At 68.1% G+C, this 22,988-nt stretch carries 21 protein-coding genes (1 of these 21 cut by a window edge); 13 read left to right on the plus strand and 8 right to left on the minus strand.

Going from position 1 to position 22,988, the window contains the following annotated elements; translation table 11 throughout:
- The 4 genes from ACY0PA_RS30100 (at position 1) to ACY0PA_RS30115 (ending at position 3,675) form a co-directional block, all read left to right on the plus strand.
- Entirely contained in the window at positions 1-1,281 is a 1,281-nt protein-coding gene (locus tag ACY0PA_RS30100; RefSeq protein ID WP_473080659.1) for a S8 family serine peptidase, read from the plus strand.
- Between the two features lie 99 nt (positions 1,282-1,380).
- Positions 1,381-1,719: a WXG100 family type VII secretion target gene (locus tag ACY0PA_RS30105; RefSeq protein WP_473080660.1), complete on the plus strand. Its 339-nt coding sequence runs from the start codon at positions 1,381-1,383 to the stop codon at positions 1,717-1,719.
- Between the two features lie 53 nt (positions 1,720-1,772).
- Positions 1,773-2,072: a WXG100 family type VII secretion target gene (locus tag ACY0PA_RS30110; RefSeq protein ID WP_473080661.1), complete on the plus strand. Its 300-nt coding sequence runs from the start codon at positions 1,773-1,775 to the stop codon at positions 2,070-2,072.
- 190 nt (positions 2,073-2,262) lie between these two features.
- Positions 2,263-3,675 carry an outer membrane protein assembly factor BamB family protein gene (locus ACY0PA_RS30115; RefSeq protein ID WP_473080662.1) on the plus strand — a complete coding sequence of 471 codons (1,413 nt, stop codon included), beginning with the start codon at positions 2,263-2,265 and terminating at the stop codon, positions 3,673-3,675.
- A 132-nt stretch (positions 3,676-3,807) separates the two neighbouring features.
- On the opposite strand, the gene ACY0PA_RS30120 is transcribed toward ACY0PA_RS30115, so the two are convergent.
- The 6 genes from ACY0PA_RS30120 to eccCa form a co-directional block, all read right to left on the minus strand.
- Entirely contained in the window at positions 3,808-4,128 is a 321-nt protein-coding gene (locus ACY0PA_RS30120; protein WP_473080663.1) for a DUF397 domain-containing protein, read from the minus strand.
- A gap of 113 nt (positions 4,129-4,241) precedes the next feature.
- Positions 4,242-4,781: a hypothetical protein gene (locus ACY0PA_RS30125; protein ID WP_473080664.1), complete on the minus strand. Its 540-nt coding sequence runs from the start codon at positions 4,779-4,781 to the stop codon at positions 4,242-4,244.
- Positions 4,778-5,413, minus strand: coding sequence for a hypothetical protein (locus ACY0PA_RS30130; protein WP_473080665.1), 636 nt, complete (start codon positions 5,411-5,413; stop codon positions 4,778-4,780). Before ACY0PA_RS30130 ends, ACY0PA_RS30125 begins: the two co-directional genes overlap by 4 nt.
- Complete coding sequence (locus tag ACY0PA_RS30135; RefSeq protein ID WP_473080666.1) at positions 5,383-6,543, minus strand: DUF6571 family protein; 1,161 nt, start codon at positions 6,541-6,543, stop codon at positions 5,383-5,385. Before ACY0PA_RS30135 ends, ACY0PA_RS30130 begins: the two co-directional genes overlap by 31 nt.
- Before the next feature lie 41 nt (positions 6,544-6,584).
- Positions 6,585-6,710: a hypothetical protein gene (locus ACY0PA_RS30140; RefSeq protein ID WP_473086621.1), complete on the minus strand. Its 126-nt coding sequence runs from the start codon at positions 6,708-6,710 to the stop codon at positions 6,585-6,587.
- A 158-nt stretch (positions 6,711-6,868) separates the two neighbouring features.
- On the minus strand, positions 6,869-10,837 hold the full coding sequence (gene eccCa, locus ACY0PA_RS30145) for a type VII secretion protein EccCa (protein ID WP_473080667.1): 3,969 nt from the start codon (positions 10,835-10,837) through the stop codon (positions 6,869-6,871).
- A 314-nt stretch (positions 10,838-11,151) separates the two neighbouring features.
- On the opposite strand from eccCa, the gene eccD reads away from it, so the two are divergent.
- The 6 genes from eccD (at position 11,152) to ACY0PA_RS30175 (ending at position 18,405) form a co-directional block, all read left to right on the plus strand.
- Complete coding sequence (gene eccD / locus ACY0PA_RS30150; protein WP_473080668.1) at positions 11,152-12,666, plus strand: type VII secretion integral membrane protein EccD; 1,515 nt, start codon at positions 11,152-11,154, stop codon at positions 12,664-12,666.
- Positions 12,667-12,893: 227 nt separating this feature from the next.
- Positions 12,894-13,181 (plus strand): 30S ribosomal protein S15, encoded by a 288-nt coding sequence (rpsO, locus tag ACY0PA_RS30155; RefSeq protein ID WP_116509164.1) that lies wholly within the window; start codon positions 12,894-12,896, stop codon positions 13,179-13,181.
- Between the two features lie 378 nt (positions 13,182-13,559).
- Positions 13,560-15,776 carry a polyribonucleotide nucleotidyltransferase gene (locus ACY0PA_RS30160; protein ID WP_473080669.1) on the plus strand — a complete coding sequence of 739 codons (2,217 nt, stop codon included), beginning with the start codon at positions 13,560-13,562 and terminating at the stop codon, positions 15,774-15,776.
- On the plus strand, positions 15,773-17,152 hold the full coding sequence (locus ACY0PA_RS30165) for a M16 family metallopeptidase (RefSeq protein WP_473080670.1): 1,380 nt from the start codon (positions 15,773-15,775) through the stop codon (positions 17,150-17,152). Before ACY0PA_RS30160 ends, ACY0PA_RS30165 begins: the two co-directional genes overlap by 4 nt.
- 36 nt (positions 17,153-17,188) lie before the next feature.
- Positions 17,189-17,944: a 4-hydroxy-tetrahydrodipicolinate reductase gene (dapB, locus tag ACY0PA_RS30170; protein WP_399972369.1), complete on the plus strand. Its 756-nt coding sequence runs from the start codon at positions 17,189-17,191 to the stop codon at positions 17,942-17,944.
- A gap of 8 nt (positions 17,945-17,952) precedes the next feature.
- Positions 17,953-18,405, plus strand: coding sequence for a tetratricopeptide repeat protein (locus ACY0PA_RS30175; RefSeq protein WP_100595170.1), 453 nt, complete (start codon positions 17,953-17,955; stop codon positions 18,403-18,405).
- Between the two features lie 72 nt (positions 18,406-18,477).
- Here the strand turns inward: ACY0PA_RS30175 and ACY0PA_RS30180 are convergent, their stop codons facing one another.
- Both ACY0PA_RS30180 and ACY0PA_RS30185 read right to left on the minus strand, forming a co-directional pair.
- Positions 18,478-19,038, minus strand: a complete 561-nt coding sequence (locus ACY0PA_RS30180) for a hypothetical protein (protein WP_473080671.1) — start codon at positions 19,036-19,038, stop codon at positions 18,478-18,480.
- A 103-nt stretch (positions 19,039-19,141) separates the two neighbouring features.
- On the minus strand, positions 19,142-19,405 hold the full coding sequence (locus ACY0PA_RS30185; RefSeq protein ID WP_473080672.1) for a hypothetical protein: 264 nt from the start codon (positions 19,403-19,405) through the stop codon (positions 19,142-19,144).
- 275 nt (positions 19,406-19,680) lie between these two features.
- Between ACY0PA_RS30185 and thyX the strand changes: the two genes are divergently transcribed.
- From thyX to ACY0PA_RS30200, 3 genes are all read left to right on the plus strand, one after another.
- Positions 19,681-20,421: an FAD-dependent thymidylate synthase gene (thyX, locus tag ACY0PA_RS30190; RefSeq protein ID WP_473080673.1), complete on the plus strand. Its 741-nt coding sequence runs from the start codon at positions 19,681-19,683 to the stop codon at positions 20,419-20,421.
- 208 nt (positions 20,422-20,629) lie between these two features.
- The gene (dapA, locus tag ACY0PA_RS30195; RefSeq protein WP_473080674.1) at positions 20,630-21,529 is read left to right on the plus strand and encodes a 4-hydroxy-tetrahydrodipicolinate synthase; all 900 of its coding nucleotides are present in this window, start codon (positions 20,630-20,632) and stop codon (positions 21,527-21,529) included.
- Positions 21,530-21,664: 135 nt separating this feature from the next.
- On the plus strand, positions 21,665-22,988 hold the 5' portion of the coding sequence (locus ACY0PA_RS30200; RefSeq protein ID WP_473080675.1) for a ribonuclease J. It continues 362 nt past the right edge of the window; only the first 1,324 of its 1,686 coding nucleotides appear in the window; its start codon is at positions 21,665-21,667; its stop codon lies beyond the right edge, outside the window.

A 22,988-nucleotide genomic window follows, 5' to 3' on the forward strand; every position in this document is an offset into this window, starting at 1 on the left:
ATGAAGTCAGGGAACAGCCGACGCGGCAGATGGACCGTGCCCTTCCTGGGGCGGGCCGGGAGACGCGCGTCCGTGGTGGGCGCGGCCCTCGGGGCTCTCGCCGTCATGTCCACAGGGCTGGCCCCCAGCGCCGTTGCCGACGACGTGCACGCCAAGCAGTGGTACCTGGACAAGATGCTCGCCGAGCGCCTTTGGAAGGTGAGTACCGGCAAGGGCATCAAGGTCGCGGTGGTCGACTCCGGAGTCAACCCCGGGACCTCATCCCTGAAGGGCAAGGTGCTGACGGGCGACGTCTCCGCCGCCGCATCGTACGGAGCCACGCGTGACTACGACGGTCACGGCACCACCATGGCTGAGCTCATCGCGGGTTCCGGCGCGGGCGGCGGACTTCAGGGCCTCGCTCCCAACGCGCGGATCATTCCTGTGCGCGCGCAGCTCACCACCTTGAAGGACAAGGCCGAGCGCAAGAAGACGCTGTCCGTCCCGGCCGCGATCAGGGCCGCCGCCGACAGCGACGCCCAGATCATCAACATGTCGATCGGGCAGGAGTACGGGGACGACGCCATGGAGAGCGCCGTCAAGTACGCCGCCAAGAAAGGCAAACTGATGTTTGCCGGCGTGGGGAACAACGGCGACAAGGACAACTTCATCGGATTCCCGGCCGCGTACCCGGAAGTGGTGGGAATCGGCGCCTCGGACGCATCCGGTACGGTCGGCGAGTTCTCCCAGTCCGGCGACTACATCGACCTCGCTGCTCCGGGCGTGGACGTGCCGGTCTGGTGTGACGCGACCTTCAAGCAGTACTGCCAGAGCAAGGGCACGAGCCAGGCGACGGCCATCGCCTCCGGGTCCGCCGCCCTCATCTGGTCCGCGCACCCCAAGTGGACGGCCAGCCAGGTCCTCCGGGTCCTGATCGACACGGCCGCCCGTGACTGGCCGAGGAACAAGCCGAGCAAGTACCTCGGCTACGGGCTGATCAGGCCCGCCCAGAACTTGATCGCGCACAAGGGGAGCCCGGGCGCTCCCGACGTCGATCCGATCACCAACGAGAAGACGTCAGTTGCCGGTTCCACGACCGGCGACGACGCCTCCACTTCCGTACCAGCATCGTCACAGCCCCCGAAATCCACTTCAGGCGGCGCGACCGCGGCGGCAGGATCGACTTCGAAGTCTTCTTCGGACGGCAACGACCAACTGTGGATCGTCCTCGGAGTCGCGGCTGCGGTGGTGGTGATCGGGGGCGGGGCGTTCGCGGTGGTGCGGGCTCGACGCTCAGGATGAGCGGCAGTGACACGACGTTTGTCGAGCGGGGAGAGATGCGTTCCCTGCGAGACAGCATCCGGAAAGTTCCAGTAGTAACTCAGGTGAGGAAGGCCGAACATGGCAGACGGACAGCGGCTCTCAGACGATCAGATGATTGCGCTCGAGCGCAAGATCGCCCATAAGTTCGACAACATCAAGTCCACGGTGCACCGCCTCCAGGGGACGATCGACAGCCTGGAAGGCAACTGGAAGGGCATCGGCGCCAACGCGTTCAACACGAAGCAGTACGAGATCAACGAGTCGATGAAGAACATCGGCAACATCCTCGTGAAGTTCCTCGACGCGATGACCGGTACTCGGAAGATCAAGGACGACTCCGAGGACCAGGTGCGTCAGTCGGTGAACGCCATCAACGTGTACGACGGCGCTCCGAAGTCCACGCTCAGCAGCTACTGAGCGAACCAGCCGCGCGCCAGTAGTAGGAAAACTCAGGGGAGATGGAGTAGATCATGGGTCTCAATCACGACGAGATGGTCGTCAAGTACGGCGCTCTCGACACCGCGGCCACCGAAATCGGGAACATGGCCAAGCAGCTCGAGGCCGACCTCGAGGAGATCAAGCAGTTGGTCGCCGGCACCGTCGCCTACTGGGAGGGCGAGACGCAGAGCACCTACGGGGACGAGCAGCGGAAGTGGGACAAGGAAGCCCACGACATCCACCTCGCGCTGCAGAGCATCGGTCACGTGGTGCATCAGGCCGGCGGTGACTACATGGGCGGCGACAAGAAGGCCGCCAGCTTCTTCCTGTAAAGCGAAGAGCATGGGATGCGGGGTGGGCGCGCGCGGGAGGCGTCCACCCCGTCCTATTGGTGCGACGGGTAGAACATGGTGCATTGGTTCGCGCTCGTCGCTGAAGGGAAAGCAGTTCATGTCATTCGGGCCGGCGCCCTCTCCGTTCACGCAGTCTCTGCGGGCAGCGGAGGATCGCAAAAAGCAGCGCGTGAAGCGGTGGCTGTCCATCTGCGGCGTACTCATCGTCGTGACCGGCGTTGGCTCATGGATTGTGTGGGGTGGAAGTCCAACGGCGAATGATGCCAAGTCGAGCAACCCGCCCAGTTCGGCCCGGCAAGCCCCGGACGAGGTGAGCGAGGCTGATGGGAAGACCCCGGTCAACCCTGAAGCCCGCATGGCAGTCGAGTACAACGACAAGAAGCTGAAGCCGGGCGAGAGCTCCTACCTGCCGGGCAGTTGGGCTACGGCCAAGACTTTCGCCATGGCGCAGGGAAGCACGCTCACGGGGTACCGATTCAGGCAATGGGACCCTGTCTGGAGCACCAGGTTGAGCGGTGCCATCTGCTCGACGACGCGGCATGTGACGGTCGATGGCCGAACTGCCGTCGTTGCTCAGTCTGGTCGTGGAGGCAAGGTAAACGCCAAGTCCGCATGTAACTTGCTCGTGGTATTCAACGTCGACACTGGCAAGAAGATGTGGGAAGTGACGCTGCCCCACTCCGACAATGCGTACGCGACCAATATGAATGTGACGCTGACGCGAGGCGTCGCCGTGACGGCGTGGGGATCGGGCTCGGCAGCGTACGACCTGCGTCAGGGCAAGAAGCTCTGGGAGACTCCAGGCAGGGAAGCCTGCAACGACAGCGGTTTCGCGGGCGGACGTGACTTGCTGGCGCTACAGACCTGCGGAAGCAGTAGTGACGACACCTCATACCGCGTCCAGAAGATTGACCGACGTACAGGAAAGCCCGAGTGGACGTACCAGGTGGCCCGGGGTGTCCGGGCAACCTACTTGGTGTCGTCGAATCCACCCGTAATCGCTGTCGCTGCAGGCGCGGACTCAGTGACGGACCTCATCGTTCTTGACGCGCACGGTAGGCACAGATCGACGATGGCGCTGGGAGTTGACCGCTACGTCACGGACTGTGGCGGCTCACTTTTCGGGACTGTAGAGTCCTGTCACTCGGTGATTCTGGGGAGTCGTCAGGTATTCGTGGGCGGAAAGGGAGCCATCGAGGACCTCTTCACCGACCGTCCCGCGAACTCGATTACTGCCTTTGACCTGGATTCGGGGAAGCCCGTGCGTAAGTTCAAGTCCAAGGCCCGCCGTCCTATGTATCCCATCCAGACGAGCGGTGACCAACTCCTGGCATTCAGGGCAAGTAACGACGGGCGAGCGCCAGCGGCGGTCGTGAGTATCAACCCGAAGACAGGCACAGCGCGTCCCTTTCTCCTGTTCGAGATGCCTTCCGCGCCGTTGGCACTCGGAGAGCCAGAGTCGGCAGACATGACCGTCAGCCACGGACGGGTCTTCTTCCGGCTCAAGGAGATTGACGGGTCGAGCGAGACCGACGATGCGGGTCTCCTTCCAGGCGCTGTCGGTTACGAAAGCGCCGGCTAGGAGCGGGGTACTCAGCTGTCATCTCCCTACGCTGAGGTGTAGGGAGATGCGGGAGATCAAGCGCGCAGAGAACCGGCAAAGCGGACCCCGCAGCCCGGATTCCTCGGCCCCCGCTTTAGCCGTAGGCCTCCTCTACCCCGCATCCGGCTTCGGCGCGTCCTCCAGGTCGAACTCCCCATCCCGAGCCCCCAGCACGAACGCCGTCCACTCCGCCTCCGTGTACCGCAGCACCGTCTCCGGTTCCACCGAAGACCGCATTGCCACGGCGCCGTCCGGCAGGTAGGCGATCTCTACGCGTTCCTCGTGGTCCTCGGTGCCGGGGGCGCTGTGCCATTCGGCGCCGGAGATGTCGAGCGCGTAGAGCTCGTTCTTCTCCCGCTCCTTGCGTGCCGCGATGTCCTCGGGGGACTCCCCAGCGGCGTTGGTTTCCACTCCCTGTACTGCCTCGGCCATGATCCGGGGCCCCTTCCCGATGTACGTACGTACCTGCCGTGCGGCAAGCCTACTTGGGGCAACCGGGGGTGCGCGGCGCGTCACACGACTTGCACCCCAAGACCTCGGCGTACTCAGCCGCAGCCCACGTCCTTCATTGCCGCAGGTAGGTACGCCTTCAGAAGTGAGCGGAGCGCATCGCGCCGCTTGGGCACGTCCTTGAGTGCCTGTTGCTTCAACTCGATGTTCGCGACGAACTGCTGCCGCTTCCCGCCGTACACGCACGTGTCCACGGCCAGGGCTCCGCGGTCCGCGATGCGGGCGGCCCTGCCGATGTCCGCGTCGGCGGGGTGGCCGAGGCCTCGCATGTCGCGCTCGTTCACCGCGATGACATCGGTGCCGGCCGGAACCACGTCGCCGGAGAAATACACGACGAGGTCCCCGTCGACCTTCAGCTGGCAACGCGGTTGCGTGGGGCCGAAGTCGTAGTCCCGTTCGGTCAGCTTCTTGCCGTCGGGGAGGACAGGGGACAGCAGGCTGGACCCGACCTGGACGCCACATGCGGCCTTGGGTACGGCGTAGTCCTTCCCCGATGAGCCGGTGCATGCCGTGGCGGTCACCATCACGACGATCGTGGCGGCACCCAGCGGTTTGGACAGGGCGCCCTGTCTCATTGGTCGCCTGCCAGTCCCCGAGCCCGCGCGTTGCCGTCAAAGGCAGCCGCGTTGATCTCGTTGGTCAATGTGTACGAGTTGTTCTCGGTCTGGCCGGGGTTGGCCGCGGCCCAGATCTTCGCCAGAGACTCCAGCTGGCCTTCGCGGCCCGTGAAGGTCTTGCCGTTCTGCTGGCGATTCTCGTCGTCGATGCGGCCTTGCTCGTCCTTTTGCCACTGGTAGGTCAGTGCGTCGACGCCCCGCTGTGCGGCGTCGCCGACCACCGGAATGAAGTTCACCGCGCCGCCGATGCCGTGGTAGGCCCACTTCGCCTTCCAGGACGGGTCTTCCTTGTCGGTGTCCAGCGCTTGATAGCGCGCCTCCTCCAGGAACCCGACGGTCGCACCGGCCCGCTGCAGCGTCTCTTTGGGATCGCTCGGGTGGGCGGTGTTGATGTCGTGGACGATTTCGCGGTTCAGCCCGTCGTTCAGCAGTCCGTAAGAGTCCTGATCACGGGAGATCTGCTTGGTCACTTCGAGGAGCTGGTGCCGGTCGAGCTGCCTGGGGTCGTCAGGATGGTCGGCCTGGGAACTCATCGTGTGGTGCGTTTCGTCCCCGTAGTTCACCAGGACCTTCGCCATGTCGTCGCGCATCTCGTGCGGGAAGTCGTCGCCGGTTTCGGAGAGGTACTTGAGTGACCGGTCGAGGGCCTGGCGGTTCTCCGGAGTGTGCTCCACGTACGTGGCCGTTGGGGTCGTTCGGATTCATGCCGCTCGTGGCCGCCAGGAGAGCCTTGCCGGTCGCGTCCCGTGACTGATTCCCGTCCCCGTCGTCGAGCGGGGTGTCGTCGAACGTGGGCCGCTCCTTCAGCACCCCACTCAGCGTTGTCCTGCGGATGCGTCTCGTTGAAGAACGCGGTCGCGGCGTCCGGGCTGTTGGAGAGGCTGGTCATGAAGCCCGTCATCGGATCACGGCCGAAGTCCTCACCAATGAAGTTCATCTTCGGCATCGGCGGCCCGCCGGCCCCCTGCCAGTAGTGGTCGGGGAGCTTCATCTTCTTCTCGGTCGCGACCAGCGCGTTGCCGTACTTGTTCATGAAGTCGTCGTCGTAGTTACCGGTCCGCATGATGTTGCTCATCAGCTGGAACCCGTAGACGTTGCTGCCCCTCGTGTGGACCGTCTGGCCCCCGAGGTCGACCATGCGGTCCTTCCAGGACTGCATGTCGGCCGAGTCGGACTGTGTCGCGCCGGCGAGCGTCATGCCGAGATTTTTCTGGAGGTCGCCGAGCTGATCATGGCGGGCACGCTGCAGAGCACCGCCGTCCGAGGGGTCGGAGAGGTCGGCCCAGAAGTCGAGGGTGCCCTTGGGGCCGAGCGTCTTGGCGAACTCCTCCTGGAACAGAGGGTCGTCCTTGTACTTGGCCATGGAGGCGTTGAGCCGGTCGAACTCCTCGGGAGACATGTCGTCCCCCTTGTTCTTCATCAGATTCGCCAGGTCATCGGCTTCCTTGATGGCCTTCGCAGCCGCGTCCCGGTCGCCGTAGTCAGCCCCGGAGAAGCCGTATGTTGCCTGGTCCACGATGAGATTGAGCGCCCTCGCGGCCGTGTTGTCGCTCTCCGTGGCGCCGCTCAGGATCCGCTGCACCTCGTCGCGGAGGTCGGTGACGTCCTGCACGGTGTGTTCGGGAACCGTGGTGCCTTTCGCGGCGCGGTCGGGGTGGATGTTCATGCTGACCGTGAATCCGCCGTTTCCGGTGTCCACCACCGTGAGGTTCCTCTTCATCCCGCGGTCTATCGCGTCGTTCAGCTGCTGTCGGTAGTCGATCAGTTCGCTGCGGGTGTCGCCGCGCCGCCACCGCCGCCGCCCGGATCGGCAAGTTGGTTCAACTGCATCTTGGCGTTCCTCTGCTGGGCGTTCGCCTTGAGCTGCTCCCACTCGTCCCAGGCCATCGACTGACCCCTTCCCCGTGTAGTGGACGCGCTTGCGAGTCACCGGCCCCCCTCGCCGAGTGGACGAGGGAGGGCCGGTGACTTCGCAGCGCATCCAACTGAGCAGAGAGACCCATTCAGTTCAAGCGGCCTTGCGGAACTTTGACGGTATGGATACTTCACTGCTGGGGCGGCATGAGTCCCGTCTGAACCAGCGGCTTCCCCCGCTTGCGCGAGACGAAGACGCCACGGCCCGCCGGCATCGGCCGCGGCCGCACGCCGCCGAGGAGCTCGCCCTCGCCCGGGTCGCCCGCGAGGACGAGGCCCTGGGCGCCGAGCTCCTTCATGCGCTGGATGAACGGCTCGTACGCGGCCCGGCCGCCGCCCGCCGAGGAGCGGGCGATGATGAAGCGGACGCCGACGTCCCGTGCGAACGGGAGCAGTTCGGTGAGGCCCGAGAGCGGGTTACCGCTCGACGTGGACACCAGGTCGTAGTCGTCGATGATCACGAAGACGTTCGGACCGCGCCACCAGCTGCGGTCCCGCAGCTGCTGCGCCGTCACCTCGGCCGTCGGCGTACGCCGCTGCATCAGGTCGGCGAGCGCGTCCATGTGATGCCCCATGGAGTTCGACATGGGGATGTACTCCGCCAGGTGCGAGGGCGGGGTCACGTCCAGCAGGGCGCGGCGGTTGTCGACGACGAAGAGCTTGCAGGAGTCGCCGTCGTAGCGCTCGGTGAGGCGCTTGATGAGCAGGCGCAGCAGGTTCGACTTGCCGGACTCGCTCTCTCCGAAGATGAGGAAGAACGGGTCCTGCTCGAAGTCGAGGAACACCGGCTCCAGGTTGTCCTCGTCGAGCGCGAAGGACACGCCGCGGTCCGGGAACACGTTCCCCGGGGGCAGCCGGTCCGCCGCGAACTCGCGGGGAAGCAGCCGCACTTCGGGGGCGCCCGGCGCCGTCCAGTGGCGGGTCACCTCGGCGGTCAGCGCCGCCGTGGCCTCGGCCAGGTCCGTGTCCGACGACAGGCCGTCGATCCGCGGGACCGCCGCCATGAAGTGCTGCTTCTGCGGCGACTGGCCGCGGCCTGGCACGCCCGTCGGCACGTTCGCCGCGACCTTGCGGTCGAACTCGGAGTCCATCGTGTCGCCGAGCCGCAGCTCGAGGCGGTTCATGAGGTGGTCCTTCATGTTCGCCCTGACCTCCATGGACCGCGAGGCCGTGAGCACCAGGTGGATGCCGTAGCCCAGGCCGCGGGCGGCGATGTCCAGGATCGCCGGCTCGAGGCCCTCGTAGTCCGTACGGAAGTTGCCCCAGCCGTCGATGACGAGGAACACGTCACCCCACGGCTGGTCGGTGACCGAGATGTCGCCGCGCGCCCTGCGTGCGCGGAAGTCGCCGATCGAGGCGATGCCGGAGGAGCGGAAGTACTCCTCGCGGCGCATCATCACGCCGTAGACCTCGGCGACCGTGCGCCGCACCTTCTCGGGGTCGAGGCGCGAGGCCACCCCGCCGACATGCGGCAGCCCGGCGACGGCCGACAGACCGCCACCACCGAAGTCGAGCCCGTAGAACTGCACTTCGTACGGGGTGTGCGTCAGGGCGAACGACGCGATGAGCGAACGCAGCAGCGTCGACTTGCCGGACTGCGGGCCGCCCAGGATCTGCATATGGCCGGCCGCACCGGAGAAGTCGCACCACAGCGGGTCGCGCCGCTGCTCGTACGGCTTGTCGACGAGGCCGGCCGGGACGATGAGCCGCCCCGCGCCCTCGTAGCCCGGCTGTGTGAGCCCGCGGCCCTGCACGGCGGCGAGGCCGGGAAGGAGGCTGTCGAGCGACGGCGGGCTGTCCAGGGGCGGCAGCCACACCTGGTGGGCCGCCGGACCCTGGGCCTCGAGGCGGCGCACGATCACGTCGAGCACGGTGTCCGACAGCGCGTCGTCGGTCGTGGTCGCGGCCTCGGGCCGCTGCTGGGGCACGGCCACGTACTGCACCGGCACCTCGGCCGCAGTGAACAGCACCGGCCGCCGGTCCACCGGAAGCGGCCCGCCGGCCACCGCGGCCTGCGCGGAACCGGTGCGGTACGTCCCGGACACGTACGCCGCCTTGAAGCGGACCATCTCGTCCGTGCCGTACTTCAGGAAGCCGGAACCCGGCACGTTCGGCAGCTCGTACGCGTCGGGCACGCCCAGCGCCGCGCGGGACTCGGCGGCAGAGAACGTCCGCAGACCGATCCGGTAGGAGAGGTACGTCTCCAGGCCGCGCAGGCGGCCCTCCTCCAGGCGCTGCGAGGCGAGCAGCAGATGCACGCCCAGCGAACGGCCGATGCGGCCGATCTGCACGAACATCTCGATGAAGTCGGGCTTGGCCGTCAACAGCTCGCTGAACTCGTCGATCACCAGGACGAGGGACGGGATCGGCTGGAGCGGGGCGCCCGCCGCGCGCGCCTTCTCGTAGTCGTGGATGTTCGCGTAGTTGCCTGCGTCGCGGAGCATCTCCTGGCGGCGGTTGAGCTCACCGCGGATGGAGTCGCCCATGCGGTCGACGAGCGTCAGGTCGTCAGCGAGGTTGGTGATGACCGCGGCGACGTGCGGCATCTGGGCCATGCCCGCGAACGTCGCACCGCCCTTGAAGTCGGCGAGTACGAAGTTCAGCGTCTCGGAGGAGTGCGTGACCGCGAGGCCGAGGACGAGGGTGCGCAGGAGCTCCGACTTTCCGGAACCCGTCGCACCGACACACAGGCCGTGCGGGCCCATGCCCTCCTGGGCCGCTTCCTTGAGGTCGAGCATGACGGGCCGGCCGTCCTCGCCCACGCCGATCGGCACGCGCAGCCGCTCCGCCTGCGAGCGCGGGCGCCACGTGCGCTTGGTGTCCACGGACGCGGCGTCGCCGAGGCTCAGCAGATCCGTGAAGTCCAGGTTCGCCAGCAGCGGTTCGTCGTCGTCGCCGCCCGAGGCCATGCGCAGCGGCGCCAACTGCCGCGCCAGCGCGTCCGCGGCCTCGTACGACAGCAGGTCGGGCGTGCCCTCGTAGACCATGCCATGCGCCGACTCCAGCGTCAGGGAGCGGGGCTGAACGACGATCGAGAGGTCGCCGCGGCCCGCCGTCAGGTCACCGGGAACGACCTCGACGACGGACACACCCTGCAGGCCCTCGGGGCTGGCCAGCATCGACACCGGCGGCAGGGACACGCCGTCGAGCACGACGACGAGGTGCGGCTGCTCGGGGACGGGCGCACCACCGGGGTGGAAGCGCGGACGGCCCTGGAGGCGCGTGGTCAGCATCGCCTCCAGCTCCATCGGGTCGGTGGTGATCAGACGGCGGCTGCCGGCGCCGTCCGTCTGGCCCGCGGCCTGGCTGTGCGGAAGCCACTTGGCCCACTCCCACTGCGGGGCGGCCTCCCGGCCCGTCACCACGGCAATCACCAGGTCTTGGGGGGAGTGCAGCGACGCGAGCGAGGCGACGAGGGCGCGGGCCGTGCCGCGCACCGTCTGCGGCTCACCGCTGACCGTCACGTGGTAAAAGGCCCGCAGCGAGACCGCCATCGGCAGGTCCTCGAGCGTGCCGTGCGCGGCGAGGAAGCGCTGCATGGCGCCCGCCGTCAGCGGCTCCAACTCGTCCACGGGCGCGGTCTGCGGGGGCACCAGCGGAGTGGCGAGCCCCTGCGGGCCGAGGCCGACGCGCACCTGCCCGAAGTCCTCGTCGCCCGTGCGCCGCTCCCAGACGCGGCTCCCCTCGGCGACGAGCGCCCACAACTGCTCGGGGGAGGGGTGCAGGTAGTACTGCGCGTCGCGTTGCTTCCTCGCGGTCTTCGTGGCGTCGCGCCGGGTTTGCGACAGATAACGCAGATAGTCGCGGCGCATGTCCGACATCTGGCCCTGCGAGCCGCGCCGGTAGCGCACCAGCATCGCGATGCCCATGCCCAGCGTCGACGCGATCATCACCATGCCCATGATCTTCATGAATGGCTGCGCGCTGGGATTGAAGAAGAACACGACGGATCCGCCCATGCCGAGCATCGGCAGGAGCTGCATCATCGCGCCTTCTTGCTGCCCGCGTGGCAGCTCGGGCGGAGGCTGCAGGACCACCTCTTCTGTGGGCACTTCGGACGGCAGCGCCCGAGGCGGGCGCTTCACGACGATGTGACTCACTTCGCACCAATTCCCTTGCCGGACCGAGGTGTTCCGTCCGCCGCCCCGTGTCAGGCGGACGTCGATCGTGATTTGCGATCCTACTGACGGTCACTGACAACGGTGGGCGGTAGGGTGCCGGAGGTGCAGTCGAGCACCGTGGATCGCCCGAGGAATCAGCGCATTTCACGCGGTCGGGAGCGAGGGGGACCGCCAACGCCGGTCCTGGAAGGCTCGTTGACGGGCAGCGGGGACGCGCGCGAGCGGCGTACACAACACCTCCACATCCGGCTGCATCACCGGACACACCAACCGAGGGGGAACAGCAGGTGAGCATGACGGCTTCCGCTTCCGCGACGGCCGGCGCGACCGGCGGAGCGGGCACCGGAGCCCCTTCGGGGGCCGGCACGGGCCTCGGCTTCTGCCGCGTCACCATCGTCGCGCCCGACAGCCGGATCGACGTGGCACTGCCCGACGACGTCCCGGTCGCCGACCTCAATCCGGAAATCCTGCGGCTCTCCCAGCAGAGCCCCGCCGAGGGCGCACCGGTCGGTTACCACCTCGTACGCCGCGACGGCACCGTCCTCGACAGCGCCCGGTCCTTCGCCGCGCAGCGCATCCTCGACGGCGAGCTGCTCACCCTGCGCCCGTTCTCCGAGTCGCTGCCGCCGGCCGTCTTCGACGACGTCTCCGAAGCGGTCGCCTCGGCCGTCACCCGCGACCGCACCTTGTGGAACGGCGACCTGACCCGCGGCGCCGGACTCATCGGCGGCGGCGTCCTGCCCGCGCTCCTGGCCTTCGTCACGTGGACGGCCGAGCCGCACCACGACATGCACAGCCTCCAGGGCGTCCTCGCCGCGGTGGCCGGCCTCCTCCTCGTCGTCCTCGCCTGCGTCCGCGCCAGGGTCTACGACGACCGCGGCTCGGCCATCGCGCTCGGCCTCGGCGCCCTGCCGAACGTGGCGGTGGCGGGCTCCGGCCTGCTGCCCCTCGCCGACCACCAGGAAATCGGCAGGCTCCAGTTCCTGCTGGCCTGCACGGCCGTACTGCTCGCCTCCGTGGTCCTCACCCTGGTCTCGCCGGGCGGCGACGGTCCCTTCGTGGCCTTCGTCTTCGCGTCGGCGGTCGGCGTACTCACGACCTTCATCGCCATCCTCACGGACCTGACGGCCGTGGAGACCGCCGGACTGTGCGCGCCGCTCTCCGTAGGGGCCCTCGCGTTCCTGCCGGGTCTGTCCATGCGCTTCGCCCGCCTGCCCATCGGCTTCGAACCACCGAGCATGGCCCGCGGCGAGTACGGCGACGACCCCGCGAACCAGGAGCCCGTCGAGGCCGACCGGATCGCGGCCCAGGCCCGCCGCGGCCACGAGCTGCTCGTCGGACTCGTCGGCGGCTGCGCCCTGGTGTCCGTCGGCGCCGCGGCCGTCCTCGGCTTCTCGGACAACGTGTGGGGCCAGCTCCTCGCCTTCGCCACCGGCGTCGCGATGCTGATGCGTGCCCAGCTCTTCCGCTACACCGCGCAGGTCGCCTCCCTCCTCGCCGCCGGCCTGGCCTCGCTCGTCCTGCTGGGGCTAGGCCTCTCGCTCCACCCGCCGCTGGACTACCTGGACGACTTCTTCAGGAAGGGCGACAGCACGGCCCTCGACATCCGCACGGTCTGGCTCGTCGCGGTGATCGCGGTGGCCACCGCGCTGATCACGTCGATCGGCCTGATCACGCCCCGCCGCGGGGTCTCCCCCTTCTGGGGACGCTTCATGGAGATCGCGGAGACGTTCGTCCTGCTCACGCTGGTGCCGCTGACCCTCGCCGTGTTCGACGTGTACACGCGGGCCCGCTCGATGACCGGCTGACCGACGGCCGAAAACGGGCACCGTGGGCCCGGTCGGGCCCACGGTCGGGTACACACGAAGTGGCTGGTACGCTGTGTGACGGCCGTTTGTGTACGCGCCCTCAGGTCTCCGGTTCTCCGGAATCTGAAGACTGCGCCCGGCGGACCTCGCCTCCCGAGTAACGGAAGCTCCCCTGAGATGTGGACCAGGGGCACTCGGTGGCCACGAAAAGACTACGAGGAGTACGCGTGTCGCTCGACGCCGCTACGAAGAAGCAGATCATCACCGAGTTCGGCCAGAAGGAGGGCGACACCGGCTCCCCCGAGGTCCAGGTCGCCATGCTGTCCCGCAGGATCTCGGACCTGACCGAGCACCTCAAGACGCACAAGCACGACCACCACTCCCGTCGTGGTCTGCTGATCCTGGTCGGCCAGCGTCGCCGCCTTCTGCAGTACCTGGCCAAGAAGGACATCCAGCGCTTCCGTACGCTGGTCGAGCGCCTCGGCATCCGCCGCGGTGCGGCCGGCGCCCGCTAAGACGCCGTGAAGGGAGCGGTTCCCACCGACAGGGGGCCGCTCCCTTTGCTGTACGTGCGAAGTGTCACAGGCGCTTTGTAGTCTGGACACACGAACAAAAGCACCACCGCACGCACCACGCACGCATCACCACATGCATGCACCGCTTCGATGCACCGCACCCAGTTGCACCGCATCACCGCGACGCATCACCGCACGAGGAGAAGCGCACCCTCGCCGCCGCCGGTCCTCGGTAGTGGCCCCCGGGAGACGCACGGCGTCCACCCCGGGTGCTTCGATCGAAGACCGGCCCGCACACAAGGCGCGCTTCTCCGGCCCCGTCCCTCCGCCACACGGGCGGAACAGGACAAAAGACGAAAAGTAACGGAGAAAACACTAGTGGAGAACGAGACCCACTACGCCGAGGCCGTCATCGACAACGGCACTTTCGGCACCCGCACCATCCGCTTCGAGACGGGCCGTCTGGCCCGTCAGGCCGCCGGCTCCGCCGTGGCGTACCTGGACGACGACACCATGGTGCTGTCGGCCACGAGCGCCGGGAAGAAGCCCAAGGACCAGCTCGACTTCTTCCCCCTGACGGTGGACGTCGAGGAGCGGATGTACTCAGCCGGCAAGATCCCCGGCTCCTTCTTCCGCCGTGAGGGCCGTCCCTCCGAGGACGCGGTGCTGACCTGCCGCCTCATTGACCGCCCGCTGCGTCCGTCCTTCAAGAAGGGCCTTCGCAACGAGATCCAGGTCGTCGAGACCGTCATGGCGCTCAACCCCGACCACCTGTACGACGTGGTCGCCATCAACGCCGCCTCCTGCTCCACGCAGCTGGCCGGCCTGCCCTTCTCCGGCCCGATCGGCGGCACCCGTGTCGCCCTGATCAAGGGCCAGTGGGTCGCGTTCCCGACGCACACCGAGCTCGAGGACGCCGTCTTCGACATGGTCGTCGCCGGTCGCGTCCTCGAGGACGGCGACGTCGCGATCATGATGGTCGAGGCCGAGGCCACCGAGAAGACCATCGAGCTCGTCAAGGGCGGCGCCCAGGCGCCGACCGAAGAGGTCGTCGCCGCCGGTCTCGAGGCCGCGAAGCCCTTCATCAAGGTCCTCTGCAAGGCCCAGTCGGAGCTGGCCGCCAAGGCCGCCAAGCCGACCGGCGAGTTCCCGATCTTCCTCGACTTCGAGGACGACGTGCTCGAGGCCCTCACGGCCGCCGTCAAGACCGAGCTCGCCCAGGCGCTCACAATCGCCGGCAAGCAGGACCGCGAGGCCGAGCTGGACCGCGTCAAGGATCTGGCCGCCGAGAAGCTGCTCCCGAAGTTCGAGGGCCGCGAGAAGGAGATCTCGGCGGCGTACCGCGCGCTGACGAAGTCCCTGGTCCGCGAGCGCGTCATCAAGGACAAGGTCCGCATCGACGGCCGTGGCGTCACGGACATCCGTACGCTCGCCGCCGAGGTCGAGGCCATCCCGCGCGTGCACGGCTCGGCGCTCTTCGAGCGTGGCGAGACCCAGATCCTGGGCGTCACCACCCTCAACATGCTCCGCATGGAGCAGCAGCTGGACACCCTCTCCCCGGTGACCCGCAAGCGCTACATGCACAACTACAACTTCCCGCCCTACTCGGTCGGCGAGACGGGCCGCGTCGGCGCCCCGAAGCGCCGCGAGATCGGCCACGGCGCGCTCGCCGAGCGCGCCATCGTGCCGGTCCTGCCGACGCGCGAGGAGTTCCCGTACGCGATCCGTCAGGTCTCCGAGGCCCTCGGTTCCAACGGCTCGACGTCCATGGGCTCGGTCTGCGCCTCCACCATGTCGCTGCTGAACGCCGGTGTGCCGCTGAAGGCCCCCGTCGCCGGTATCGCCATGGGCCTGATCTCCCAGGAGATCAAGGGCGAGACGCACTACGTCGCCCTCACCGACATCCTCGGTGCGGAGGACGCCTTCGGTGACATGGACTTCAAGGTCGCCGGCACCAAGGAATTCGTCACCGCTCTCCAGCTCGACACCAAGCTGGACGGCATCCCGGCCTCCGTCCTGGCCGCGGCCCTCAAGCAGGCCCGCGACGCCCGCCTCCACATCCTCGACGTGATGATGGAAGCGATCGACACGCCGGACGAGATGTCCCCGAACGCCCCGCGGATCATCACGGTCAAGATCCCCGTGGACAAGATCGGTGAGGTCATCGGCCCGAAGGGCAAGATGATCAACCAGATCCAGGAGGACACCGGCGCCGACATCACGATCGAGGACGACGGCACCATCTACATCGGTGCCCAGCAGGGTTCGCAGGCCGAGGCCGCGCGCGCCACGATCAACTCGATCGCCAACCCGACCATGCCGGAGGTCGGCGAGCGTTACCTGGGCACCGTCGTGAAGACGACGACCTTCGGTGCGTTCGTGTCCCTGCTCCCGGGCAAGGACGGCCTGCTGCACATCTCGCAGATCCGCAAGCTGGCCGGCGGCAAGCGCGTGGAGAACGTCGAGGACGTTCTCGGCGTGGGCGCCAAGGTCCAGGTCGAGATCGCCGAGATCGACTCCCGCGGCAAGCTCTCCCTCATCCCCGTCGTCGAGGGCGAAGAGGGCGACGAGACGAAGGACGACACCGACAAGTGACGTCCCGTAGCTCCAAGGCGACGGCCCGCACCTCCTCGGAGGCGCGGGCCGTCGCCCGTACCCAAACCCTGATCAAGGGCGAGAACGGCATCGGTACGGTCCGTAGGACCACCCTCCCCGGCGGCCTGCGTATCGTCACCGAGACGCTGCCCTCCGTACGCTCCGCGACCTTCGGTATCTGGGCGAACGTCGGCTCCCGCGACGAGACGCCCACGCTGAACGGCGCGACGCACTACCTCGAGCACCTCCTCTTCAAGGGCACCTCCCGCCGGAGCGCCCTCGACATCTCGTCCATGATCGACGCGGTCGGCGGCGAGATGAACGCCTTCACGGCGAAGGAGTACACGTGCTACTACGCGCGCGTGCTCGACACCGACCTTCCCCTCGCGATCGATGTCGTCTGCGACATGCTGACCGGCTCCCTCATCGAGGAGGCGGACGTCGACGCCGAGCGCGGCGTGATCCTCGAAGAGATCGCGATGACGGAGGACGACCCGGGCGACTGCGTGCACGACCTGTTCGCGCACACCATGCTCGGCGACACCCCGCTCGGCCGCCCGGTCCTCGGCACGGTCGACACGATCAACGCACTGAACCGCGGCCAGATCGCCCGCTTCTACAAGAAGCACTACGACCCGACGCACCTCGTCGTCGCCGCCGCGGGCAACGTCGACCACAACAAGGTCGTACGCCAGGTGCGCGCCGCCTTCGACAAGGCCGGCGCCCTCACCCGCACCGACGCCGTCCCCATGACCCCGCGCGAAGGCCGCAAGCCCGTGCGCGCGGCCGGCCGCATGGAGCTCCTCGGCCGCAAGACCGAGCAGGCCCACGTCATCCTCGGCATGCCGGGCCTCGCCCGCACCGACGAGCGCCGCTGGGCCATGGGCGTCCTCAACACCGCCCTGGGCGGCGGCATGTCGTCCCGCCTCTTCCAGGAGGTCAGGGAGAAGCGCGGCCTCGCCTACAGCGTGTACTCGTACACGTCGGGCTTCGCGGACTGCGGCCTCTTCGGGGTCTACGCGGGATGCCGGCCCAGCCAGGTCCACGACGTGCTCAAGATCTGCCGCGACGAACTCACCCACGTCGCGGAGCACGGCCTGTCCGACGACGAGATCGGCCGCGCCATCGGCCAGCTCTCCGGCTCCACCGTCCTCGGCCTCGAGGACACCGGCGCGCTCATGAACCGCATCGGCAAGAGCGAGCTCTGCTGGGGCGAGCAGATGTCCGTCAGCGACATGCTGGAGGAGATCGCCTCGGTCACCCCCGACGAGGTGCGCGCGGTGGCCCGCGACATCCTGGGGCAGCGCCCCTCGCTGTCGGTCATCGGCCCGCTCAAGGACAAGCAGGCGGCGCGCCTGCACGAAGCGGTGGCGTAGCCCACCCGTTCGCAACTCGCGTAAGGAACGAAGAAGATGAGCAAGCTGCGCGTGGCGGTCCTCGGCGCCGGGGGCCGCATCGGCTCCGAGGCCGTACGGGCCGTCGAGGCCGCCGACGACATGGAACTGGTCGCTGCCCTCGGCCGGGGCGACAAGCTGGAGACCCTCACGGAGTCCGGCGCCCAGGTCGCGGTCGAACTGACCACGCCTGACTCGGTGATGGACAACCTCGACTTCTGCGTACGCCACGGCATCCACGCCGTCGTCGGCACCACCGGCTGGACCGACGACCGTCTCGCCCGGCTCACCACCTGGCTCGCGGACTCCCCGCAGACCGGTGTGCTCATCGCCCCGAACTTCTCCATCGGGGCCGTCCTCACCATGAAGTTCGCCGAGGCCGCGGCGCCCTACTTCGAGTCTGTCGAGGTCATCGAGCTGCACCACCCGAAGAAGGTGGACGCGCCCAGCGGCACGGCCGCCCGTACGGCGCAGCTCATCGCGGCGGCCCGCGAGAAGGCCGGCAGCGCCCCGCAGCCGGACGCCACGGCCACCGCTCTCGACGGCGCCCGCGGCGCGGACGTCGACGGTGTCCCGGTCCACTCCGTGCGCATGCGCGGCCTCCTCGCCCACCAGGAGGTCCTCCTGGGCGGCGAGGGCGAGACGCTGACCATCCGCCACGACTCGCTGCACCACAGCAGCTTCATGCCGGGCATCCTGCTCGGCGCCCGCCGCGTCGTGACCACTCCCGGCCTCACCTTCGGCCTGGAACACTTCCTCGACCTGAACGTCTGACGGACCTCATGCGCGCAAAGCTCACCTACCTCGTCACCGCCCTCGTCCTGGTCTTCTACTTCGTCCTGGTCGGCAGCCGCGGCCTGCTCCTCATCGAGCAGGGCACCCTGCTCACCGTCACCTTCGGCGTGGCCGTGCTGATCCTGCCGGTGATCGGCCTGTGGTTCCTCTGGGCCAACACCCAGTTCGTCCGCAAGGCGAACCGCCTCGCCGATCTCCTGGAGGCCGAGGGCGGCCTGCCCGTGGACGAGCTGCGCCGCGACCAGTACGGCCGCATCGACCGCGACTCCGCCGACGAGGTCTTCGCCCGCCGCAAGGCGGAGACCGAGGACACCCCGGGGGACTGGCGCTGCTGGTTCCGCCTCGCGGTGGCCTACCGCGACGCCCGGGATACCCCGCGCGCCCGCAAGGCGATGCAGCGCGCCATCGCCCTCCAGGAGGGCAGGACGGTCAGCGTCTGAGGACGTGTGAGTCCCGAGTACACGTGAAGGGCCGCGCCGGTGTTCCGGCGCGGCCCTTCACGTATGCCTCGTTCAGGCGTGCTGCGGCCGGTACTCCTCGGCCCACACCTCGATCGTGTCCGACGCCCGGTCGAAGGCCTCGGGCCGCGCGAGGAAGTCCGCGCCGTGACTGGTGACCAGGGCCGAGCTCTCATCGGCCTTGTCCCGCCGTACGAGGAGCAGCGCCTGCCCCTGCACCGTGCGGGGGAGTCCGAGCCAGCGGACCGGCTGCTGGACCGTACGGACCGTCACGACCTGGGCCCATGGAACCGTCTGCGTCTGGACGAAGGCCACACGGCGCAGGCCGTGCGCGCTCACCCACGTCCCCATCCGCAGCAGCCGCAGGGCCGCCCCGATGATGAGCAGCGCGATGAGACCGCACACCGCGCCCCCGCCGAGACCACCCGTGAAGGCGATGATCACCGCGGCGAACATGACGTACGAGGCGAGCAGCAGGAGCAGCGCGGCGAATCCCACGCGCCACGGCCCCGGCCGGTAGGGACGGCGCCATTGGTTGCGATCGTCGAAAGGCAGCGCGACGTCGTCGGCCACCTCGTCAAAAGCGCGGTCGGCCGTCAGGAAGGGCAGGGGCACGACTGGTCCTCACTCAATCCACGCTGTATTCGGGCTGTGCCCGGTGAGGCTACCTAGGCGTGCGCCTGCCTTCCACCCCTGGGGGCCGGACGGAGCAGAGGCGTCAGCGGCCGTCGGACGCTTCGGACTGCTGCGTGTGCGCCGGTGCCTGACCGGACGACAGGGCGGGCATCCCCAGGAGCAGGGCGCCCACGAGCCCGGCGACGACGGTGAGACCGACGAGCGAGCGACCGGCGATCTGGCCGGCCGACGCGCGTTCGCGCGGGGGCGGAGTGACGTTACTGCGGAACTTGTCGGCTTCGGCGATGAAGGCGAATGGAACGGGCTCGCTCGGGGCCCCTCCCGGCGGTAGCTGGGGGAGGGACATGGGTGCTGCTTCTCCTCGTCAAGATCGAAACGTTCGGATCATGGAACGGCCCCGGCCATCGAAGGGGGTCGGAGCGCCGAGAGCGGCGAACGAACCGCCCCGTTACCCATACAGACGCACGGATGCCCCAAAAGGTGCCCTGTTTCGCCGAATTAACAGAAGTTCGGCGATGTTCGGATCGGAATGTCGCGAGGCGCGACCGAATGCCCCGTTGTCAGAGCCTGCCCGTAGAGTGGGCGCCGCCCGAGCGAAGTGATGGAAGGACCCCTCGAACCGTGACCGAAACCCCTGCTGACGAACTCAAGCCGACCTTCCGCGGCGACGTGACGGTCGAGCTGGTCAAGCACACCGCGAGCGACACCGACGTGCTGTTCGCCGCCCGCGTCTCCACCGCGGGAGAGCAGTCCCTCGACGAGCTGACCAAGGACCCGGAGCGTTCCAAGGGCCTGATCAACTTCTTGATGCGGGACCGTCACGGCAGCCCCTTCGAGCACAACTCGATGACGTTCTTCATCAACGCCCCGATCTTCGTGTTCCGCGAGTTCATGCGACACCGCGCGGGCTGGTCGTACAACGAGGAGTCGGGCCGCTACAGGGAGCTCCAGCCGGTCTTCTACGTCCCGGAGGCCTCCCGCAAGCTGGTGCAGCAGGGCCGCCCCGGCAAGTACCAGTTCGTCGAGGGCACACAGGGCCAGCAGGAGCTCACCGGCCGCGTGATGGAGGACTCGTACCGCCACGCGTACGAGGCGTACCAGGAGATGCTCGCCGCGGGCGTCGCCCGCGAGGTGGCCCGTTCGGTCCTCCCGGTCGGCCTTTTCTCCTCGATGTACGCGACGTGCAACGCACGCTCCCTGATGCACTTCCTCGGCCTGCGCACCCAGCACGAGCTGGCCAAGGTCCCGTCCTTCCCGCAGCGGGAGATCGAGATGGTCGGCGAGAAGATGGAGGCGGAGTGGGCCAAGCTCATGCCGCTCACCTACGCCGCATTCAACGGGAACGGCCGGGTCGCGCCGTAGCCAGGGAAACGTGGATTCGGTACAGATGTACGGTTCAGCCCTGCGAAGTGTCCGTATTGCGGCATTTCGGAAAGTTCATCTAGCCTGATCAAACGGACCCGGCACTGCTTGAACCCCCGAGCAGGCAGTGCCGGGATCCACCCCCGCCACACCCCCTGGCATCCCCCGAGGGGGGACCGCGCGCTGAGCAGCGAGTAGCGTATTACCCATGGCTCCGACCTCCACTCCGCAGACCCCCTTCGGGCGGGTCCTCACCGCTATGGTCACGCCGTTCGCGGCGGACGGCGCACTTGACCTCGACGGCGCGCAGCGACTCGCCGCCCACCTGGTGGATGCAGGCAACGACGGACTCGTCGTCAACGGCACCACCGGCGAGTCCCCGACCACCAGCGACGCGGAGAAATCGGATCTCGTACGAGCCGTACGACAGGCGGTCGGCGACCGCGCCCATGTCATCGCCGGCGTCGGTACGAACGACACCCGCCACAGCATCGAGCTCGCCCGCGCCGCCGAAAAGGCGGGAGCGCACGGCCTGCTCACGGTGACGCCGTACTACAACAAGCCCCCGCAGGAAGGCCTCCTGCGACACTTCACCGCGATCGCCGACGCCACCGAGCTGCCGGTGATGCTGTACGACATCCCGGGCCGCAGCGGCGTACCCATCAACACCGAGACGATCGTCCGCCTCGCGGAGCACCCGCGCATCGTCGCCAACAAGGACGCCAAGGGCGACCTCGGCCGCGCCAGCTGGGCCATCGCCCGCTCCGGCCTCGCCTGGTACTCCGGCGACGACATGCTCAACCTGCCGCTGCTCTCCGTGGGCGCGGTCGGCTTCGTCTCCGTCGTCGGCCATGTCGTCACCCCCGACCTGCGCGCCATGCTCGACGCGTTCGTCAGCGGCGACGTGCAGAAGGCCACCGAGATCCACCAGAAGCTGCTCCCGGTCTTCACCGGCATGTTCCGCACGCAGGGCGTCATCACGACCAAGGCGGCACTCACCCTCCAGGGCCAGCCCGCCGGTCCGCTGCGCCTGCCCCTCGTGGAGCTGACGCCCGACGAGACCGCCCAGCTCAAGATCGATCTCGCCGCGGGCGGGGTACAGCTCTAAACACAGACTTCACAACTGAATACGCACGCCCGCAGGACACAGCTCCTGCACCCACACAAGACAACTGCTACTGCACGAACGTCACGCGCGCCACGTGCCTAACAGGTATGTGGCGCGCGTGGTGAGGAGAGTCTTTTGAGTCATCCGCATCCTGAACTCGGCGCCCCGCCGAAGCTCCCGAAGGGCGGCCTGCGCGTCACCCCGCTCGGCGGCCTCGGTGAGATCGGCCGCAACATGACGGTCTTCGAGTACGACGGCCGCCTGCTCATCGTCGACTGCGGCGTGCTCTTCCCTGAGGAGGAGCAGCCCGGCATCGACCTGATCCTTCCGGACTTCACGTCCATCAGGGACCGCCTCGACGACATCGACGGCATCGTGCTCACGCACGGCCACGAGGACCACATCGGCGGCGTCCCGTACCTCCTGCGCGAAAAGCCGGACATCCCGCTGATCGGCTCCAAGCTGACGCTCGCCCTCATCGAGGCGAAGCTCCAGGAGCACCGCATCCGCCCGTACACGCTCGAGGTCGCCGAGGGCGACCGCGAACGCCTGGGCCCCTTCGACTGCCAGTTCGTGGCGGTCAACCACTCCATCCCGGACGCGCTCGCGGTCGCCATCCGCACGCCGGCCGGCATGGTCGTCCACACCGGCGACTTCAAGATGGACCAGCTCCCGCTGGACCGCCGCCTCACGGACCTCCCCACGTTCGCCAAGCTCGGCGAGGAAGGCATCGACCTTCTCCTCACCGACTCGACGAACGCCGAGGTCCCGGGCTTCGTCCCGCCCGAGCGCGACATCTCGAACGTGATCCGCGGCGTCTTCGCGGGCGCTCAGAAGCGCATCATCGTCGCGTCCTTCGCCAGCCACGTGCACCGCATCCAGCAGATCCTGGACGCCGCTCACGAGTACGGCCGCCGGGTCGCCTTCGTCGGCCGCTCGATGGTGCGCAACATGGGCATCGCCCGTGACCTCGGCTACCTGAAGGTCCCGCCGGGCCTGGTCGTGGACGTCAAGACGCTCGACGACCTCCCGGACAGCGAGATCGTCCTCGTCTGCACCGGCTCGCAGGGCGAACCGATGGCCGCGCTGTCCCGCATGGCCAACCGCGACCACCAGATCCGGATCGTCTCCGGCGACACGGTGATCCTGGCGTCGTCCCTGATCCCGGGCAACGAGAACGCGGTCTACCGCGTCATCAACGGCCTGACCCGCTGGGGCGCGAACGTCGTCCACAAGGGCAACGCCAAGGTCCACGTCTCGGGCCACGCCTCGGCCGGCGAGCTGCTGTACTTCTACAACATCTGCAAGCCGAAGAACCTGATGCCGGTCCACGGCGAATGGCGCCACCTGCGCGCCAACGCCGAGCTCGGCGCCCTCACCGGCGTCCCGCACGACCGCATCGTGATCGCCGAGGACGGCGTAGTCGTCGACCTCGTCGGCGGCAAGGCCAGAATCGTCG

This window comes from Streptomyces sp. DS1-CR2 (assembly GCF_055760475.1).

Coding starts and splice junctions, on each gene's coding strand:
- eccD (WP_473080668.1), top strand. CDS start 11,152: ATGACGGCTTCCGCTTCCGCGACGGCCGGCGCGACCGGCGGAGCGGGC.
- dapA (WP_473080674.1), top strand. CDS start 20,630: ATGGCTCCGACCTCCACTCCGCAGACCCCCTTCGGGCGGGTCCTCACC.
- ACY0PA_RS30100 (WP_473080659.1), top strand. CDS start 1: ATGAAGTCAGGGAACAGCCGACGCGGCAGATGGACCGTGCCCTTCCTG.
- ACY0PA_RS30120 (WP_473080663.1), bottom strand. CDS start 4,128: ATGGCCGAGGCAGTACAGGGAGTGGAAACCAACGCCGCTGGGGAGTCC.
- ACY0PA_RS30140 (WP_473086621.1), bottom strand. CDS start 6,710: ATGGCCTGGGACGAGTGGGAGCAGCTCAAGGCGAACGCCCAGCAGAGG.
- dapB (WP_399972369.1), top strand. CDS start 17,189: ATGAGCAAGCTGCGCGTGGCGGTCCTCGGCGCCGGGGGCCGCATCGGC.
- ACY0PA_RS30135 (WP_473080666.1), bottom strand. CDS start 6,543: ATGAAGAGGAACCTCACGGTGGTGGACACCGGAAACGGCGGATTCACG.
- ACY0PA_RS30125 (WP_473080664.1), bottom strand. CDS start 4,781: ATGAGACAGGGCGCCCTGTCCAAACCGCTGGGTGCCGCCACGATCGTC.
- ACY0PA_RS30185 (WP_473080672.1), bottom strand. CDS start 19,405: ATGTCCCTCCCCCAGCTACCGCCGGGAGGGGCCCCGAGCGAGCCCGTT.
- ACY0PA_RS30175 (WP_100595170.1), top strand. CDS start 17,953: ATGCGCGCAAAGCTCACCTACCTCGTCACCGCCCTCGTCCTGGTCTTC.
- ACY0PA_RS30110 (WP_473080661.1), top strand. CDS start 1,773: ATGGGTCTCAATCACGACGAGATGGTCGTCAAGTACGGCGCTCTCGAC.
- ACY0PA_RS30130 (WP_473080665.1), bottom strand. CDS start 5,413: ATGCGCGACGACATGGCGAAGGTCCTGGTGAACTACGGGGACGAAACG.
- ACY0PA_RS30105 (WP_473080660.1), top strand. CDS start 1,381: ATGGCAGACGGACAGCGGCTCTCAGACGATCAGATGATTGCGCTCGAG.